At 69.7% G+C, this 17,389-nt stretch carries 20 protein-coding genes; 4 read left to right on the forward strand and 16 right to left on the reverse strand.

The genetic code is table 11. The features are described from left to right. Positions 1-165 precede the first annotated feature (165 nt). Both CKO28_RS11050 and CKO28_RS11055 read right to left on the reverse strand, forming a co-directional pair. On the reverse strand, positions 166-786 hold the full coding sequence (locus CKO28_RS11050) for a TIGR04282 family arsenosugar biosynthesis glycosyltransferase (protein ID WP_200340838.1): 621 nt from the start codon (positions 784-786) through the stop codon (positions 166-168). Between the two features lie 6 nt (positions 787-792). After that, a complete protein-coding gene (locus CKO28_RS11055) occupies positions 793-1,632 on the reverse strand; it encodes a TIGR04283 family arsenosugar biosynthesis glycosyltransferase (protein WP_200340839.1) in 840 nt (279 codons plus the stop codon). A gap of 88 nt (positions 1,633-1,720) precedes the next feature. Here CKO28_RS11055 and CKO28_RS11060 point away from each other — a divergent pair, with 88 nt between their 5' ends. Together CKO28_RS11060 and CKO28_RS11065 are read left to right on the forward strand one after the other, a co-directional pair. Then, complete coding sequence (locus tag CKO28_RS11060; RefSeq protein WP_200340840.1) at positions 1,721-2,806, forward strand: aminoglycoside phosphotransferase family protein; 1,086 nt, start codon at positions 1,721-1,723, stop codon at positions 2,804-2,806. 215 nt (positions 2,807-3,021) lie between these two features. Further along, positions 3,022-4,284 (forward strand): ABC transporter substrate-binding protein, encoded by a 1,263-nt coding sequence (locus tag CKO28_RS11065; RefSeq protein ID WP_242480493.1) that lies wholly within the window; start codon positions 3,022-3,024, stop codon positions 4,282-4,284. A gap of 240 nt (positions 4,285-4,524) precedes the next feature. On the opposite strand, the gene CKO28_RS11070 is transcribed toward CKO28_RS11065, so the two are convergent. Both CKO28_RS11070 and CKO28_RS11075 read right to left on the reverse strand, forming a co-directional pair. After that, positions 4,525-4,773 carry a hypothetical protein gene (locus CKO28_RS11070; RefSeq protein WP_200340841.1) on the reverse strand — a complete coding sequence of 83 codons (249 nt, stop codon included), beginning with the start codon at positions 4,771-4,773 and terminating at the stop codon, positions 4,525-4,527. A 225-nt stretch (positions 4,774-4,998) separates the two neighbouring features. Then, positions 4,999-5,178 carry a hypothetical protein gene (locus tag CKO28_RS11075; protein ID WP_200340842.1) on the reverse strand — a complete coding sequence of 60 codons (180 nt, stop codon included), beginning with the start codon at positions 5,176-5,178 and terminating at the stop codon, positions 4,999-5,001. 349 nt (positions 5,179-5,527) lie between these two features. On the opposite strand from CKO28_RS11075, the gene CKO28_RS11080 reads away from it, so the two are divergent. Next, entirely contained in the window at positions 5,528-5,830 is a 303-nt protein-coding gene (locus CKO28_RS11080; RefSeq protein ID WP_200340866.1) for a hypothetical protein, read from the forward strand. Between the two features lie 237 nt (positions 5,831-6,067). On the opposite strand, the gene CKO28_RS11085 is transcribed toward CKO28_RS11080, so the two are convergent. Both CKO28_RS11085 and CKO28_RS11090 read right to left on the reverse strand, forming a co-directional pair. Next, entirely contained in the window at positions 6,068-6,886 is an 819-nt protein-coding gene (locus tag CKO28_RS11085) for a quinoprotein dehydrogenase-associated SoxYZ-like carrier (RefSeq protein WP_200340843.1), read from the reverse strand. 88 nt (positions 6,887-6,974) lie between these two features. Beyond that, the gene (locus CKO28_RS11090) at positions 6,975-7,973 is read right to left on the reverse strand and encodes a quinoprotein relay system zinc metallohydrolase 2 (RefSeq protein WP_338050105.1); all 999 of its coding nucleotides are present in this window, start codon (positions 7,971-7,973) and stop codon (positions 6,975-6,977) included. Between the two features lie 126 nt (positions 7,974-8,099). Here CKO28_RS11090 and CKO28_RS11095 point away from each other — a divergent pair, with 126 nt between their 5' ends. After that, positions 8,100-8,618, forward strand: a complete 519-nt coding sequence (locus CKO28_RS11095) for a DUF3280 domain-containing protein (protein ID WP_200340845.1) — start codon at positions 8,100-8,102, stop codon at positions 8,616-8,618. Positions 8,619-8,788: 170 nt separating this feature from the next. Here CKO28_RS11095 and CKO28_RS11100 read toward each other — a convergent pair whose 3' ends face one another. The 10 genes from CKO28_RS11100 to CKO28_RS11145 all read right to left on the reverse strand — a co-directional run bounded on the left by CKO28_RS11100 (position 8,789) and on the right by CKO28_RS11145 (position 17,321). Then, positions 8,789-9,598 (reverse strand): ABC transporter permease, encoded by an 810-nt coding sequence (locus CKO28_RS11100; protein WP_200340846.1) that lies wholly within the window; start codon positions 9,596-9,598, stop codon positions 8,789-8,791. Further along, on the reverse strand, positions 9,595-10,359 hold the full coding sequence (locus CKO28_RS11105) for an ATP-binding cassette domain-containing protein (RefSeq protein ID WP_200340847.1): 765 nt from the start codon (positions 10,357-10,359) through the stop codon (positions 9,595-9,597). Before CKO28_RS11105 ends, CKO28_RS11100 begins: the two co-directional genes overlap by 4 nt. After that, complete coding sequence (locus CKO28_RS11110; RefSeq protein WP_200340848.1) at positions 10,356-11,327, reverse strand: PQQ-dependent catabolism-associated beta-propeller protein; 972 nt, start codon at positions 11,325-11,327, stop codon at positions 10,356-10,358. Before CKO28_RS11110 ends, CKO28_RS11105 begins: the two co-directional genes overlap by 4 nt. A gap of 166 nt (positions 11,328-11,493) precedes the next feature. Beyond that, positions 11,494-12,720 carry a type 1 periplasmic-binding domain-containing protein gene (locus CKO28_RS11115; RefSeq protein WP_200340849.1) on the reverse strand — a complete coding sequence of 409 codons (1,227 nt, stop codon included), beginning with the start codon at positions 12,718-12,720 and terminating at the stop codon, positions 11,494-11,496. Positions 12,721-12,744: 24 nt separating this feature from the next. Continuing rightward, positions 12,745-13,524, reverse strand: a complete 780-nt coding sequence (locus CKO28_RS11120) for an ABC transporter ATP-binding protein (protein WP_200340850.1) — start codon at positions 13,522-13,524, stop codon at positions 12,745-12,747. After that, positions 13,521-14,300: an ABC transporter permease gene (locus CKO28_RS11125; protein ID WP_200340851.1), complete on the reverse strand. Its 780-nt coding sequence runs from the start codon at positions 14,298-14,300 to the stop codon at positions 13,521-13,523. The genes CKO28_RS11120 and CKO28_RS11125 overlap by 4 nt, the downstream gene beginning before the upstream one ends. Beyond that, on the reverse strand, positions 14,284-15,288 hold the full coding sequence (locus CKO28_RS11130) for an ABC transporter substrate-binding protein (protein ID WP_200340852.1): 1,005 nt from the start codon (positions 15,286-15,288) through the stop codon (positions 14,284-14,286). Before CKO28_RS11130 ends, CKO28_RS11125 begins: the two co-directional genes overlap by 17 nt. Before the next feature lie 5 nt (positions 15,289-15,293). After that, entirely contained in the window at positions 15,294-15,797 is a 504-nt protein-coding gene (locus tag CKO28_RS11135; RefSeq protein WP_200340853.1) for a TraB/GumN family protein, read from the reverse strand. Positions 15,798-15,903: 106 nt separating this feature from the next. Beyond that, positions 15,904-16,494, reverse strand: a complete 591-nt coding sequence (locus tag CKO28_RS11140) for a rhodanese-like domain-containing protein (protein ID WP_200340854.1) — start codon at positions 16,492-16,494, stop codon at positions 15,904-15,906. After that, positions 16,491-17,321 (reverse strand): quinoprotein dehydrogenase-associated putative ABC transporter substrate-binding protein, encoded by an 831-nt coding sequence (locus CKO28_RS11145; RefSeq protein WP_200340855.1) that lies wholly within the window; start codon positions 17,319-17,321, stop codon positions 16,491-16,493. Before CKO28_RS11145 ends, CKO28_RS11140 begins: the two co-directional genes overlap by 4 nt. Positions 17,322-17,389: the final 68 nt, after the last annotated feature.

Consider the following 17,389-nt stretch of genomic DNA (forward strand, 5'->3'; position numbering starts at 1 on the left):
CGACCGCGAGCAGGGCGCCGTGGCGCGCCGCCGACCGGTGGACGTCCAGCCCCAGGTCCGCGACCGCCCGGTCGAAGGCGACGCGGTGGCCGTCGCGCTCGCTTTCCGCCAGCCCGCCGCACAGGCGAACAGCGGCGCGGCGCGCAGCGCGGTCCGCCTCTCACGTCAGCGGAAGTGCGCCGGCGCGAGATCGCCGGCCGCATCCACGTCGGACAGGGTCTCGAGCGTGCGCCAGCCAAGCCCCGCGCGGTCCAGGTTCGCGATCGTATCGCGCAGGGCGTGCGGGCCGCTCCAGCGCACGCCCTTAAACGGCGGGCGTTTGCGCGCCCGGGCGCCGAGCCCGACCAGCCAGTAACCGCCGTCGTCCGCCGGGCCCAGCACGGCGTCGCCGCCGTCCAGCCCCGCGAACGCCGCCGCGACCTGCGCCGGGCCCAGATCCGGGATATCGCTGCCCACCAGCACGACCGGACCCGGCGGCAGGGTGGCCATCGGCCGTGCCATCCGCCGGCCCAGATCGCCCGGGCCTTGCGGCATGGCGCGGACCCGCGCGCGGCCGGCACCGGGCATCCAGCGCAGATCGCCCGCGGCCCGGTCGGGCGTGACCGCCAGCCAGGTCGTCCAGCGCGGATCGGGCGCCAGCCGGCGCAGCAGCCGGGCCAGCATCAGCCGCTGGAAGCGCCAGGCGGTCAGGTCGCCGGCCCCGCGCGCGAGGCGCCGCTTGCCGACCCCGACCTGCGGCCGGCGGGCGAAAATCACCAGATGGCGGCGGCACGACGCGGCGGACATCCGGGCTCAGCCGTACAGACGGCGCACCAGCCGCAGCGGCACGCCCAGCAGGTACAGCCCCAGCACGCAAAGATTGCGCGCTGGGCGCGCCCACCAGCCGCCGCGGCGGTAGCGGGCCGCGCTGGTCACCGCCCGCGCGTCCAGCAGCCGGATCCGCCGGCGGCCCAGCCGGCGGACCAGGTCGACATCCTCCATCAGCGGCAGCGCGCGGTAGCCGCCCACGGCGTCGTACAGCGACCGCGCGATCACCAGCCCCTGGTCGCCGTACGGCAGTCCGAACCGCCGCGCGCGCCAGTTCGCCAGCCGGGCGACCCGCTCCGCCCCGTCCGACACCTCGTCGAACGCCAGCCGGAACGCAGCCGCCGTCCGTGCCCCGGAGCCGGATCCCAGATGCGCGGCGAGCGTCCGCTCCCAGCCCGGGGCCAGGCGCGTGTCCGCGTGCAGAAACAACAGCCAGCCGCCGCATGCGGCAGCCGCTCCGGCGGCCAGCTGGGTACCGCGGCCGGCCGGGGCCGCGACCACGATGGCGCCGTGCTCGCGGGCGATCCGCTGCGTGCCGTCGGTGGAGCCGCCGTCGGCGACGATCACCTGATCGACCGCGCCGGCCGCCCGCGCCCCGCGCAGCGCGCCCAGGCAACCCGGCAGGCGCGCCCGGGCGTTCAGGGTCGGGATCACCACCGACAGGGTGTGCGCCGGATCGCTCGGCCGGGCTGGCGACACGCGACCGGGAGCCGTGGCGCACGCGTGCGCGCCGCGCGCGGCCCCGGGCGGAACGGGCTCGGCCGCGGCGGGATCGGCCGCGGCGGGATCGGCGGTGGCGGTCGCTGCTGTGGCTGACTGGGTCATGGCGGCTTCGCTGATAGCACGATCGTGACCGCGCGTCTGCCGCCCGCGGGCTCCCCTCGGACCCGCGGGCATGCTAGGCGGTGCGGCCATGCCAGCCGTTCCCGATCACGCTACCCTGACCCGCGCCTTGCGCGACCACCCGCGCTTTGCCGACCTGGGCGACGACGAGCTGCGGCCGATGGCCGTCAAGGGCCTGGCGCACGACCACTTCCGCGTGGGCACGCGCGGCTGGGTCTTGCGGGTGCCCAAGCAGAGCCAGTTCGCGCTGTCAGCCGCCGACAACCTGTGCTACCAGGCCGCCTGCTTCGAGCGGGTCAGCACGAGCGGGCACGCGCCCGAGCTGGCCGCCGTCCTGCCACCGGACCAGCGCCTGCCGATGGGCGCGCTGGCGGTGCGGGAGATCGTCGGCCGCCCGCCCCGCCTGCCCGACGATCTACCCGCCCTCGCCACCGCGATGGCCCGGGTGCACGGCCTGCCCGTGCCCGAGGCGGACGCGCGCGCGCCACTCGCCGACCACACCGACGCGGTCGCCGGCGCGCTGGCGGAGATCGAGGCGCAGGCCGCCTACCTCGAGGTGGCCGATCTCGACCCCGCGGCCCGGGCGGAAATCGCCGACGAGCTGGCCTGGGCGCGCGATTTCGCGGCCCGCGGCAGCGGTCGGCACCAACCGGTGCGCCTGGTGCTGACCGACACGCATCCGGGCAATTTCCTGATCGACGCGGACGGCCGGGCCGTGATCGTCGATCTGGAGAAGGCGCTCTACGGCTCGCCCGGAACCGATCTCGCCCACGCCACGCTGTACAGTTCGACCACCTGGGACCCGGACACGCACGCCGACCTGTCGGTCGGCCAGCTGGGGGCGTACTACCGGCACTACCTGGAGATCGTCGGGCCGGAGCTCGCCGCGCGGATCCGCCCGTGGCTGGTGGCGATGCGCCGGATCACCTTCCTGCGGGCGATCACCTGGTGCGTCATGTGGTCGGTCGAACACCGCCGCGCGGCGCGCGCGGACGCCGGGGCAAGCGGGCGCGACTGGTCGGCGGAGAACACCGATCCCGCCCTGATCGCCCATGTCGCCGACCGGGTCGGCGAATACCTGCGCCCGGCGACGCTGCGGCGGATGCGCGCCGAATGGCGGAAGGCGCCGGGCCTGGACGCGGAACTGGGCGACTAGAGCAAAATCCATGAAGGTCGAGCTGACCTTCATCGTGAATCTTGCTCTAACTGCTGGCAGAGAGAGCAAGATTCAGCTGAAAGGTGGCTTCGCCTTTCAGCATCTTGCTCTAGACCATCAATCTCCCGTGAGGGCGGCTGACACCGGCCGTTGCCGGCAATAGCTTGGGGTGGGCTAGGCCGTTGGACACACCACCGACTTTAAGGGGAGCGACGATGACGATATCCCGGGCGCGCACGGCCCCAGCCGGCGCGATGGCGGGCCGTACGCTGCTGGCGGGCCTCGCGTTGGCGACCGGCCTGACAGTCGCGGGGCCCGCGGGGGCCGACGACGGCGTGATGAGCTACGACACCGCGGTCGCGCGGGCCGAGGGCCAGACGGTCTACTTTAACGCCTGGGGCGGCGATCCGCAGGTCAACCAATACATCGATTGGGTTGCCGAGCAGGTCGACACCCGCTTCGGCATCGACCTGCGCCACGTCAAGCTGTCCGATACGGCGAACGCCGTCACCCGCGTGCTGTCGGAAAAGACCGCCGGGCGCGACGAAGGCGGGTCGATCGACCTGATTTGGATCAACGGCGAAAATTTCGCCAAGATGAAGCAGAACGATCTGCTCTACGGCCCGTTCGCCGACAAGCTGCCGAACTGGGACTTGGTCGACTTCGACGAAAAGCCGACCACGAAGATCGACTTCACCATACCGACCGACGCCTACGAGGCGCCCTGGGGCATGGCGAAGTTCAACTTCATTTACGACAGCGCCTGGATCGATCCAGCGGACACGCCCGAGAGCATGCAAGAGCTGGCCGCCTGGGCCGAAGCGCATCCGGGCCGGCTGAGCTACCCGGCCCCGCCGGACTTCCTGGGCACGACCTTCCTGAAGCAGGCGCTGATCGAGCTCACCCCCAAACGCGATCTGCTGCAGGAGCCGGTCAAGTCGGATGCGCAGTTCCAGCGCGTCACGGAGCCGCTCTGGGCGTTCCTGGACGAGCTGCACCCGCATCTGTGGCGCGACGGCAAGGATTTCCCGAAGAGCGGGCCGGCGCAAGTGCAGATGCTGAACGACGCCGTGCTCGACATCGCGCTGTCGTTCTACCCCTCCCAGGCCTCCGGCCTGATCCAGGAGGGGCGTCTGCCGGAGAGTGCGCGCACCTTCGTGTTCGACAGCGGCATGATCGGCAACACCCATTTCGTCGCGATCCCCTACAACGCCGCGCACAAGGCGGGCGCGATGGTGGTCGCGAGCTTCCTGATGAGCCCGGAAGCCCAGGCGCGCAAGGCCCGCCCGGAGGTCTGGGGCGATCAGACCGTGCTCGACGTCGACGAACTGGCGCCGCAGCAGCGGCGGCTGTTCCAGCAGATCGACCGGGGCAAGGCGACCCTGAGCCCAAGCGAACTCGGCCCCACCCTGCTGGAGCCGCATCCGACTTGGATGACCCGGATCGAGCAGGGATGGCAGAAGCGCTACGGCAGCTGACGGGGGCGCTCTAACTGGGCAGCTGCCGGTGCGCCGTCGCCGGGCCAGAACGCCGAGCCAGAACGACGGGCCAGAACGACGGGCCAGAACCGACCGCTCCGGCGACCGGGCCCGGCGTGGCGACGGCGGACCGACGCAGGTGGCCCGTCTCCGCGCAACCTGCGGGGTATGGCCTTCGCTCACACCAACACCCGGGCGGTCGACGCCGCGGCGGACGAGGGCAACCCGTCCGAATCTCGCTTACACCCAGTAAGCGTCTCCCGGGCCCGCCTGCGATCCCGAGGTCTCGAGCCGGACATCCAACCGCCGGGCGACCCGTTCCGCTGCGATCCGGCACGGGCCGCCGCGGGGACAGGGATGTCGGCCGACCAAGCATGTCTCGGCGACCCGGTTGAAAATCAGCCGCCCCGCGTCGGCCTGCCCTTCGTCGAGCAGCCGTTCGGCCTCCGCCATCAGGTACTCGCACGTCTTGGGTCCGTCCCACGGCATGGCGGAATCGTATCAGCCTTATTATTGTATGCAAGCACACGCGAATCTGTATGCACTCGGATCAATCGTCACGCAACGCGCGGCGGGGAGGGGTCACGGCCCTGCCGGCGGGCCGCTCAAAGATCGAGCCGGAAGGTCCCGACGCCCTCCGGCCCGCGATTGCTCGGACATTGTGCGGTCGGCGCCGGATCACCGCCGACGGGCGATCCGTTCTCGGTGCCCGACTCACCGGTGCGTCGGCGGCGGGGTCACGCCGCAGCACCTGAGATACTCCTTGAGATCGTCGCCGGTCACGATGCCGCCTTCGCGCTGCAGGGTCTCCAGCTTCCCCTTCAGCTCCTCGACCTCGCGCTTCAACCGGTCGATCTCGGCCTGGAGCTCCTCCTTGCTCGGCTCGCGCGACATGCCCGCCCCCGTTTGCGCCTGACTTTACCCTCCCGGCTGCGCATACCCGGGCGTGTACCCGACGTCAATTACACAAATCAACCATGGGAAATTCAACCAATAGGAGGCGGGCTCGATCGCCGCGCCCTTGTCGCCTGGCACGCCGCCGGCGCGGTTGGTTCAGCGGCGTCGGGGGTCGGCCGTCAACGCAAACGTCACGCCCGTGGAAGCCACGGCTGGTACATTCGCCGGAGATGTGTTGCAATTCCAAGGTATCAGACGTGTTGCAAGGCCGATAACGATGACGATGTTTCCGCGAAAACAGGTTGGTATCCCACAGTTCGCCGCGTTGATCATGGGGACCGCGTTGATGGCTGCGATCCCGGCCGACGCCCGCGGGAACGGCTATCCGACCGAGGCACGCGTCGATTACGTGCTCGGCTGCATGGCCGCCAACGGTCAATCCCGGCTGGTCATGCGCAAGTGTTCGTGCAGCATCGATTATATCGCCGAACAGATGAGCTACGACGACTACGTCGCGGTCGAGACGGTCAAGCGGCTACGCTTGCAGGGCGGCGAGCGCACCTCGATTTTCCGGGATTCCGAGGCGGCGAACACGCTTGTCGACGCGTTCCGTCGCCTTCAGGTCCAGGCCGATCTGGAGTGCTTCTAGAGCAAGATGCTGAAAGGTGAAGCCACTTTTCAGCTGAATCTTGCTCTCTCTTCAAGCAGATCTAACGTGTTGAAGCTGGGGCACGGTTCACGCTGAAAGGCGGTCCGGCTATCAGCGATCTGGCTTGTCTAGGCCTGGCAAGCGGGACACCGGTCAACGGACCGGCGCCTCGCCATTTAGCCCCGTCTCCGCTAATCCCTTCGCCGCGATCCCGAACTCGGGTTCAGTCCCCGGCGATCACCCTTGGCCGCCGGCCGGCGCCCAGTGCTGCTGGAACGTGTTGTTTTTCGAGTCCGTCACCGAGACGGCAAAGCCGTCCACCCGCTCCGGCGTGAAGGTGAAGCGCAGCGTCGGGTTTTCGCTGATCGAGATGTCCGTCTTGGCGCGGATCAGGGTCTGCCCGGCGTAATCGACCGCGATCCCCTCGACATAATGCGCGGGGATGTAGCTGCGGTGGATCTGGTCGTATTGCATCCCGGAATAGTTCGGGTGACGGATCATGACTTGTGCGGTGACCGGCTGGCTCCGCCGGGCGTCGCCGCTGGTGCGGATCCGGATCTGGCCCAGGTTGGCCATCGCCTCCTCCGGGTCTTTCATCGCCGGGGCCGAACAGCCGCCCGACGCCTTGACGAACTTGCTCGCGCGCAGCAGCCGGCCGTCCGCCATTTCGGCGATCGCGCGGATGTAGGTGTAGCTCTGCACCCGCACGCGGGTCGAGAACTTGCCGATCCGCTGGCTCGGGAACGCGAAGCGGCCGGCGAGCGGCACCGGGTTGCGCTCCACCAGCAGCGTGACCGCTTCGATCCGCTGGTCGGAGTCCGGGCCCAGCTTACTGATCACTTCGACCGGCACGAGCGCGGCATCGTGCGCCCGGTCGGGCGCTTTGACCGCCAGCACCGCGCTGCCGTCGCCGATCTCACGGTCGCCGAAGTACATCGGCTTGACCGCGTCCCACTGGTTGTACTCGATGGACTGCTGCGCCTGGCCGCCCTGCGGCACCAGAGCGATCGTGGCGGCGGCGACCATCGCGGCCGCAATGAGCCTGAGACCGGGCATGGCGTTTCCTTCCCTGTGCTTTGCTTCGTTTTGGTTCGTCTCGTTTTGCTTAAGTCGGGGCAGCCGACCGTCGCACGGCCCGTGCCGGTCAGTTCCATTCCAGTTCGGCGTAGGCGGTGGTGACGTTGCGGGCGTGGTACTGCTCGAACAGCGCCCAACGTCCGGCCTCGCTGCGCCCGGCCGTCGCGACCGCCTGCTCGATCGTGCCGAAATCGTCCAGCACCGCCCGAACGCCGGATACCAGCGCGCGCAAGTAGCGTTGCTGATCGTCCAGCGCGGCCGCCCAGCTGGACGCCGCGCGTCCGTGCCCGGGCAGGATCGTGCTGGCGGGCCGCGCCCGCAGCCGCTCCAGGACGTCCAGCCAGCCGAGCACGCTGCCGTCCACGGCCGGAACCCGGGTGCGGAAGACCAGATCGCCGGCCCAGAAGGTGCCGGTCGTCGGGTCCAGGACCGAAAGATCGTTGTTGGTGTGGGCCGTCGGCCAGGCGGTCAGCTCCAGCGTGCGGTCGCCCAGGTCCAGCTGCCGCGTCGCCTCGACCGCGATATCGGTCTGATAAAACCGCGCGCGCTTCGCCGCGGTCGGGCCGACGCGCGCCTTCAACTGGCCGAGGTAGGTATCGCTGCGTGCCCTGAGCGCGGCTTCCAGGCGGGCATGCCCGACGATCGCGACGGCGCCGTCGTCCCCGGCCGTGCGCAGGGCCACGTTGCCGAACACGTGGTCTGGGTGCATGTGGGTATTGATCAGATAACGGATCGGCCGGTCGGTGGTCCGGCGCACCGCCTGAAGCAGCCGCCGTCCGACGGCCGGACTGCCGCCGCTGTCGATCACGGCGACACCGCTTCGCCCGACGACGAAGCCGCAATTCGCGATGTCGCCGGCGTTCCCGGCGTCGGTCATTTGGTGCGCGCCGTAGTGCACGAAATGCCCCGGCGCGACCTCGCTCACCGGCAGCGGCCCGGCTTGCGCGCCGGCCGGCCACGATAGCCCCGACAGCGCCGCCACGGCGCCGGTGGCGATCGCCGCACGGCGGGTCAGCGGTGGCCACACGGCGTCGGTCGCCGCGTCGGCACCTTGCGGTCCCAGCACCGGTCGACGGCTTCCATGGCGCGGGTTTGCTCGCATGCGCGCGTCCATTGGCCAATGTAATCGACAAGTGTACCATGTTCATACAGTGCTGCGAAATTCACAAGATCCTGGTCGGGGAGCGGTCGGATGCGCCTATTTCTCATCGCATGTGCAATATTTTTCGCCGCGACGGCGCGCGCCGCCTGGGCCGACGACACCGCGTCGACCGGAACCGCGACAGTCGTGTTCGGCTTTGAACTGCAAGACACCAGCGGGGAACCGCATACCGACGCGCTCGACCGGCGGCTGCAGGCGGCGACCGAGGTCCTGCGGCAGGGTCTGGATGCCCGTGCGCGCTACGCGGTGGTCAGCCTCGACGGCCACGCCGACGCGATCGCCCAGGCGGGCTACCTCGCCGGATGCAACGGCTGCGAACTGGCGATCGCCCGCAAGGCCGGCGGGCAGTACTCGGTGCGCGGCCTCGTGCACAAGGTGTCGACGCTGATCCTGTACATCGAAGTCTCGGTGACCGACGTCGAAAGCGAACGGGTGGTCTGCCACGGCAGGGTCAGCATTCGCGGGGACACCGAACAGGCGTACCGCCGCGGTGTGCGCTTCCTGATCAAGCAGCATCTGAGCGCCCCGCCGGAAGCCAAGACCTGCTGAGCGACACGCCGCCTGCCACCGGCGCAGAGGCTGGCGCACGACGCGTGCCCGTTGTCGTTAGAGCAAGATGCTGAAAGGTGAAGCCACCTTTGGGCTGAATCTTGCTCTCCCTTCGAGCAGTTAGCGCAAAATTCACGATGAAGGCCGACTCGAGCTTGATCGATTTTGCTCTAGCTCGCGCCCGGCCCGCGCCGGGCCATCACGCCCCGCCCCGGATCGTAGCCGAGCACGGCCAGCCCCATGAAGACGCCGAAGCAGCCGGTGACGACCGCCAGCGATTGCCCGTTGATCTCCAGATACAGCGCGTAACGGATCAGCTCCACCGCGTGGGTGAACGGGTTCCAGGAGGCGATGTGGTATAGCAGTGCGCTGGACTCGTTGATCCGCCACAGCGGATACAGCGCCGAGGACGCGAAGAACATCGGGAAGATCACGAAGTTCATCACCCCCGCGAAGTTCTCCAGCTGCTTGATGACGGACGACAGCAAGAGTCCGAGCGCGCCGAGCATGACCGCGCTCAGCAGCAAGGCCGGGACCGCGGCGAGGTAGCCGAGCGGCGGCGGCTCGATCTCCCACAGGTAGGCGATCGCCAGGAACGTGTAGACCTGCAGCAGCGAGACCAGCGATCCGGCGAGCAGCTTGGACGACAGCAGATACCAGCGCGGCAGCGGGCTGACCAGCAGGGTCTTCATGCTGCCCATCTCCCGGTCGTAGACCATCGACAGGCTGCTTTGCATGCCGTTGAACAGCAGGATCATCCCGAGCAGACCCGGGGTGATGTAGGTCTCGTACAGGATATACGTCTCGTACGGCGGGATGATCGAGACGCCCAGGATCGCCCGGAAACCGGCGGCGAAGATGAACAGCCAGACCAGCGGGCGTACCAGGGCGGCCAGGAAGCGCGTGCGCTGATGCACGAAGCGCAGCGCCTCGCGCTCGACGATGCCGAGCAGGCAGCGCAGATAGACGACCGGGCTCATCCCGCCTCCACGCCGGTCAGCTTCTGGAACGCGCCGGCGACCTCGTCGGTGCCCTGCGCCCGGCACAGCTCGCGGGCCCGGCCGTCCATCTCCAGCCGTCCCCGGTGCAGCACCAAGAGCGGATCGTCGGGATCGACCTCGTCGATCAGGTGGGTCGCCCAGAGCATCGCCACCCCGTCTTCCCGGCACAGCTTGCGGGCGTAGCTGAGCAGGGCCGTCCGGCTGTCGACGTCCAACCCGACGGTGGGTTCATCCAGCAGCATCAGCTGCGGGCGGTGCAGCAGCGCGCGGGCGATCTCGATCCGCCGGCGCTGGCCGCCGGACAGCGCCCGGACGCGGTCGTTCAGCCGGTCGGCCAGCCCGATCCGCGCCAGCTCGCGCTCGGAACGCTCGCGGATCTCCCGGCGCGACAGGCCGTGCAGGCGCCCGTGGTAGCGCAGACTCTGACGCACGGTCAGGTCCTGGTCCAGGGTCGGCTGCTGGAACACGACGCCCAGCCTGGACAGCGCCTGGCTGGACTGCCGGGCGACGTCGTAGCCGAAGATCCGGACCCGGCCCTGACGGGCCACGAACAGCCGGGTGATCAGCGAAAACAGGGTGGTTTTCCCGGCCCCGTTCAGGCCCAGCATGATCGTGAAGGTGCCGGGCGCGATGCGGAAACCGATGTCGTCGACGGCGACCCGGTCGCCGAACGCGTAGCGCACGTTGTCGACCTCAAGGGCCGCCGTCTCGGCATCGGGTTTGTCAGACGTTAGGCTCACGGTTTGATCGCGACCCCCCACGGCAGCCGCCCGACCGGGATCGACTTCAGCACCTTGCCGTCCTCCAGGTCGATCACCGACAGGTCGCTGCTGACGCCGTTAGCACTGTACAGCCGGTCCTCCTGCGGCGACATCGCCATGTGCCAGACCCGCTGGCCGACCAGGTAGTAATCCAGCACCTCGTAGGTCTCCTGGTCGATCACGGCAACCCGGTTCGACGGCCCCATGGCCACGTAGGCGCGCTTGCCGTCCTCGGTCAGCTCGATCCCGACCGGCTGGATCGCTTCCTTGGGGATGCCCCGGATGTCGAAGTTGATCGTATGCTTGATCTTCCGGGTCGCGTCGGAGATCACGCTGACCGTGCCGCCGATTTCCGCGGACACCCAGATCTCCTCGCCGTCGCTGGTGTACTGCGCTTCGCGCGGGCGGCTGCCGACCAGGATGTTGTGGGTGATCTCCATCGCGTCGGTGTCGATGAAGTGGGCCATGTTCGTGGTCTCGGAGGTGTTCACCAGCGTCTTGCCGTCGGGGCTGATCCCCATGCCCTCCGGTTCGACGCCGACCCGGACCTCGGTGACGATCTTCTGCGCGTCGATGTCGGTTACCGTGACCTTATTGTCGTCCTCGTTGGCGATATAGAGGTAGCGGCCGTCGGGGTCGAGCACGAACAACTCCGGGTCCGGGCCGGACGGCAGGGTGCCGACCACCTCGTAGGTCTCGGTATCGATCACGTCGATCCGGTCGTCGTCGCCCACGCACACAAACAGTTTCGAATGATCCTGGCTGAGCGTGATGCCGCGCGGACGCCGTCCGACATCGATCGTCTCGACCACCTCCAGGGTCTCGCTGTCGACGACGCTGACCGTGTTGTCGCGCTCGTTGGAGACGAAGATGGTGTAGGCGTGGCCGGGCTGCGCGGCGAGCAGCAAGCCGGCAAACGCCGCGGCGGCGAGCAGTTTGGATAGCATGAGCGAAGACCTCCCTGTGGTAGCTTGGTTTTTCTTGGCCCGCGCGGCTTAGCCTAGAGCAAGATGCTGCAAGGTGAAGCCACCTTTCCGCTGAATCTTGCTCTCTCTTCAAGGCGTTAGAGCAAAATTCACGATGAAGGCCGACTCGACCTTCATCGATTTTGCTCTAGTCGAAGCCGCACCGGCTTTCCGGCTTGTCGTAGCCGAGTGTGTCGAGCTCCGTGCGTTCGTGCAGGAAGCCCGGCTGCGGCGACACCGACACAAGGATGCGCGGTCCCGCCAGCAGGATGCGGTGGCGCAGCTGGTTGTTCCAGCTGCGCACCGTGTGCTTGATCCCCTTGTAGCCCTGAAGTTCGAAGTCGTTGCCGCGCATGAACGCTTTCAGCTCCGCGGGCGCGGTCGTCTCGGTCCGGCTGACCGCCTCGCCGATCGCCCGGACGGCCAGCCAGTTGGTGTAGTCGCGCGGGGTCATGAACCGGCCGGCCTGCTCCTCGAACCGGTTCTGCAGCTGGGTGCCGCCCCACTGCTCGTGCACCCGCGACCAGACCGTCGTGCGCAGCCCCTGCGTGCCGGCGACCGGACGCGGATCCGCGGTCCGGTGCGGCAGATATTCGCCGAACTTGTCGGCCGGGTCCGCGACCACCAAGACGTCATAGTCGTCCACCCCGCGGGTGAAGCGCGTGACCTCCTCCTGCGCGATCGCCGCCCCGCTCTCGTCGCGCCGGTTGGCGTAGTCGAACGTCCAGGTCTTCCGCGCGACCACGTTCAGGCGGAAGCGCTTGGCCGCGCGCATGAACGACTCCGCCCAGCGCTTGTCCTGGTCCGTCCGGCCGACCACCAGGAACACCTCCGTCCACCGCTTGCGCTGCAGATACTGCGCCAGCGCGTCGGTCAGCATGGCGTTGCTGGGCGCCGCGTGCAGGACGTTGGCGTTGCACGCCCGGGTGCGCAACCGGTCCTGGTACGACCGGGCGTTGACGATCAGCGCGTCCGACGCCGCGTCCAGCGCCGCCAGCGCCAGCAGGTCGTCGGCCCTGAGGTCGGCGACGATCAGGCGCGCGCCGTCGTTCAGCACCGGCCGCAGGGTCTTCGCGAGCGAGCCGTCCTCCGGCACGGTGACTTCGCGCAGCTCGTAGGCGTGGCCCATGAACCGGCCGGTCGTGGCGTTGTCGCTGAGCCCCAGGCGGGCGCCCTGGACACCCAGATCCTCCGCCACCGGTTCGAGCAGCGTGAGCGGAATGTGCGGCGGCCCGTCCCGGGTGACGTAGACGATCGGCACCTCGAGCGTGTCCTGCGCGGCGGCGGAACCGGCCGTTGCCGCGACCGCCGTCCAGATCCCGAAAACGGCGAGCGCGCCCGCCGTCAGCTTGCGTCCGAGCCGGCTAAACAGCATCGCGCTGTCCCTCCCCTTGTCGTGTCATCTCCCGCCGCCGACCGCGCGGGCCGCGGGCTCCGGTTCGACAGCGGCGGACGCCGCGGGTTCCCGCAGCCGGTCGCGGAACCGGCGCACCATCTCCGGGTCCTGGCGGTCCGCCGGCCTCAGGTCGACCGCGACATCGCGCGCGACCGCCGCTGGCTGGCCGGCCAGCATGACGATCCGATCGGCCAGCCGGACCGCCTCGTCGACGTTGTGCGTGACGAACAGGATCGTGCCCCCGGTCCGCTCCGCGATCTCGCGCAGCAGCTGGCGCAGGTCGTCCGCCGTGGCCTCGTCGAGCGAGGCGAACGGCTCGTCCATCAGCAACAGGTCGGGCGCCACGCAGAACGCGCGCGCCAGCGCCGCCCGGCGCGCCATGCCGAGCGACAGCTGCCGCGGATACAAGGGTCCGGCATCGGGCAGGCCGACGCGCGCCAGCCAGGCCTGGGCGGCCGCGCCCGCGTCGTCGCGGGCACCCATCGCCAGTTCGACGTTGTGCGCCACCGTGCGCCAGGGCAGCAGGCGCGGTTCCTGGAACATATAGCCGATCGCCGGCGCCGCGCCGCCGGCCAGCCGGCCCAACTGCCGGTCGCCGTCGAACTCAAGGTCCAGCCCGGCAGCGATGTTGAGCAACGTGGTCTTGCCGCAGCCGGACGGCCCGGCGATCGCCAGGAACTGGCCGGCGGGCACGGACAGCGCGAAGTCGTCGAACACCGCGACCGGCGACCCGTCGTGGCGCGGATAACGCTTGGCGCGGATGGCGAGCTTCAGGTCGCTCATCGTTGCCACCGGCTGATCCGCTTCTCCAACGGCTGCAGCACCGCGAATTCGATCGCGAGCACACAGACGATGAAGGCGATTGAATAGGCGAGCAGGCTGTCGATCCGGAACAGCTGGAAGTACAGCTGCAGCTTGAAGCCGACGCCGTTGCTGCGGCCGAGCAGCTCGACCACCAGCACGATCTTCCAGATCAGCGCCAAGCCGTTGCGCGTCGACGCCAGCAGGTAGGGCGCCAGCTGCGGGACCACCACGTGGCGCAGCGTCTTCCAGCGGCCGAAGCGGTAGACCCGCGCCAGTTCGGCGTAGGCGGGGTCCAGCACGCGCGCACCCTCGCGCATGTTGACCGCCACCATCGGCGTCTTGTTGATCGCGACGGCCAGCACGGCCGCGGTTTCCGTCAGGCCGAGCCAGACGTAGCACAGGATGATCGTCACCAGCGCCGGCACGTTCAGCAGCACCAGCAGCAGGCCGTCGGCCAGCCGGTTGACCGTCGGCCACAGGCCCATCGCGACGCCGACGGCGCAGCCGGCCAGCATCGCCAGCACGAAGCTGACCGCGACCCGGCCGAGCGTGACCCCGACGTGGAACAAAAGCTCGCCCGCCGCCACCTGGCGCAGCAGCTCGCCGGCGACCTGCGCCGGTCCCGGGAACAAGGCGTCGCCCACCAGGACCGCGGCCAGGCCCCACAGCCCGATCAGCCCGACGAGCGACGCCGGTCGGTGCCAGCGCTCGCCCAGAAAGGCGGAGCGGGCGGGCGCTTCAGTACTCGAGGCCATCCCAGAAGGTCCCCGGTGCCAGGCGCTGACTGGCGCCGACGAGCTCGCGCCCGCCCAGCTCGCGCAGGATGTCGAACAGCTTGCGTGCGGACTCCCGCTCGGCCGGACCCCAGGTGCGCGGGATGCCGGCGCGGAACCCGGACCGCAGCGCGCGCAGCTGAGCGTCGCTGTCCGGCTGGATCAGCGGGCGCAGGCGCGTCCACGCGTCGTCGCGGGTGCGCAGGATCCGCTTGGCTTCCCGGGACGCGGCCAAAAAGCCATCGACCGCCGCCCGGTTGCGCTCGGCCCAGCCAGCGTCGAACACGTAGCCCAGCATCGGGACGTCGCCGGACAGGCCCAGACCCTCGATGATCTCGCCGACGTCGATCACGCGGCGATAGCCGTCCGCCTCCAGCCGGGCGGCGTAGTGCCAGTAGGTCAGCACCGCATCGATCCGTCCGCGGCGCATCTGCTGGCTCATCAGGGGCGGCGCGCCGTATATCGTCTCGGTCGTTTGCCCGGGGTCGCGGAGGTCCCGGCGCATCGCCAGGGCGCGCAGCAGCAGCCAGTTCTTGTCCAGCGGCCCGCCGACAATGCCGACCTTGCGCCCGGCGAGATCCGCCAGGCCGTCGATCCCGCTGTCCGGCCCGGCCATCAGCGCGCCGATCGCGCGCGAATAGGGCGCGAACGTCAATTCCGAGCCTTCCTGGCGGCGCCGCGAGACCCACAGCCAGTCGGCCACCGCGACGTCGACCCGGCCGCTCTGCAGGGCGATCTTGGTCGCGGTCGGGTTGGCCAGCTCGACCACCTCCAGCTCCACCCCGTGCGCCGCGGCGAGACCGTGGTGCTGGATGGTGTCGACTTCCCAGGACACGGTGCCGTCGGCCAGCACGGCCACGCGGACCGTCTCCTGCGCCGCGGCGGCGCCGGCGCCGAGCGCGACCAGCCCGATCGCGGCCGCGGCGCGGCGCAGCATCCGCCCTGCCCGGCACGCCAGACGACCGGCCATCGCGGTCACCCCGCCCGCTGCAGGGTACGCGCAAGGTCGCCCAGCCGCTGCTCCATCAGCGTGGGCTGCTCGCACAGCGCGCGGATCGACTGGCGCCGCTCCTCGAACACCTGGCGGGTGATATCCAGTTGCTGACGCGCGCGCTGGATCGCGGCCTGGTCCGGCTGGTCGGCCGACAGCTGGGTGTCGAGCTGGCGTAGCAGCTCGGCAATCCGATCCATCGCGTTCTGCTGGCCGCGGCTGTAGGACTTGATCGCGGCGATCGCCTCGCGCCGGTCCTCCTGGATGCGCTCGAACAGCCCGGCGAAAATCTTCGCTTTCGCCGTCTCGTCGACCGGGGCGTGGCGGTCGAGGTAGCTGCGCAGCCGTTGCTTCGCGGCGTCGCGCGCAACCGCCAGCCGGGACAGCGCGCCGACCAGCTGGGCCCGCTCTTGGTCCGCCCCCCAGCTGTCGAAATACGGCTCGGGCGACGGACCGGTCCAGAGCAGCTGATACGACAACTCGGGCACCAGGACCTGATTGCACGGCCAGTTCTCGGGCGCATCCTGGGCAGCATGGGCGGGCGGACCGCCAAGCCCGGCGGCGATCGCGCCGGCCGCCGCCAGCGCCGCCGCGCTAGCGCGGAATCTCGCCCACGGGCGCCACGCGCTCGAGTTCGTGCCCCGCCTCGCGCCAGGCCGCTGTGCCGCCCGGAAACCAATAGACCTCGGAATATTCATAATGCAGGGCTCGCTTCGCTGCGTTCCAGGACATCCAGCAGTTCGGCTTGCAGAAGATCACCAGCGCTCGGGTCTTGTCGCCGCCGGTCAGCCGGCGCAGCTGCTCCCGGTAATAGGCGTCGGTCCCGGCTGGAATGTCGCCGCGGCCGACATTGGGCAGCCAGTGCGCCGTGGGCAGGCTGGACTTGGTCGGCGGGTTCCACTGCGTCCGGTCTTCCGGCCGGGGCGGGGTCGGGATGACGTCGATGAAGACCGCGTCTCCGCCTGCCAGCAACGCCGCGGCGCGCGCCGCGTCGATCGTGGTCGCGCCGGGCAGACGCTCGGGCACCGGGGCGCTGTAGTCCGACATCCGGTAGCCGTCGGGCAGCGGCACCTCGCTTGCGGCCTGTGCGGTTGCCCCGGCGGGCGCAGCTGCGCTCCCCAGGCTCGCGGCGAGGAACAGCCCGGCGATCAGGCTGCGGCCCAGACGCTGCCCGCTGACGATCATTGCGACACCTCGATCAGCCTGCCGTCGTCATCGACCAGCGGAATGTGGTAGCCCGCCAGCAGCTGCCGGATGGTTCCGCGGTTGGCGCGGATGAAGTCGTTCAGCTGGTGCTTCCAGGCGAGTTGGCCGCGGCGTACGCCCATGGTGATGGCGAAGCTCAGTTGCGTGCCCACGGTTTCGTTGACCAGCGGCACGACGGTCAGCGGCGTGTCCAGCTGGGCCGCCTCGTAGCCTGCGATCGGCCCCCAGACGATGGCCGCGTCCACCACTCCCTTGGCGACATCGATGACAGCCTGTTGCGCCGGCTTCCGGCTCCGCGTGTCGGTGGTGAGCTGATACGGCCTCAGCTTGGTGTAGCCGTGGGCGCGCAACAGCGATACGGCGGGCGTCTTCTCGACCACGCCGTAGCGCAGATCGCCGGCGATCGGATGGTCCAGGCTGTCGATTTCGATGCCGAGATCGCTGCGGTACACCAGGGTGTAGACCGAGCGGTAGTACGGGTTGGTGTTGAGCACCATCTCGTTCTCGGCGTTGATGCTCAGGACCACGTCGCAGGTCCGCTTGTTCAGCGTGTTGCGCACGAAGCCCATGGTCTGCGGCCACCACTGGTACGCGACCGGGATCCCCAGGTGATCGCCCAGCATCCGTGCCAGGCGGTTCTCGTAGCCTTGCCCCTGGCGGTTGGAGTAGGGCAGCAAGTTGGCGTCCGCGCAGACGCGCAGCGTATCGCGCTCGTCGCGCTCGACGGACTGGGCGCGGGCCTGCCCGGTCCCCAAGACGACGATGGCCAGGACGCCGGTCGCCAGGACGCGCAGGCCGGCAACCACGACGTGGGCCGCGCTGGGGACCCGAACTGCGGCCCGAACTGCGGCCCGGCCCGCCGCCCGCCCGCCAG

The organism is Rhodovibrio sodomensis (genome assembly GCF_016583645.1).
Taxonomy (GTDB): Bacteria; Pseudomonadota; Alphaproteobacteria; order Kiloniellales; family Rhodovibrionaceae; genus Rhodovibrio; species Rhodovibrio sodomensis.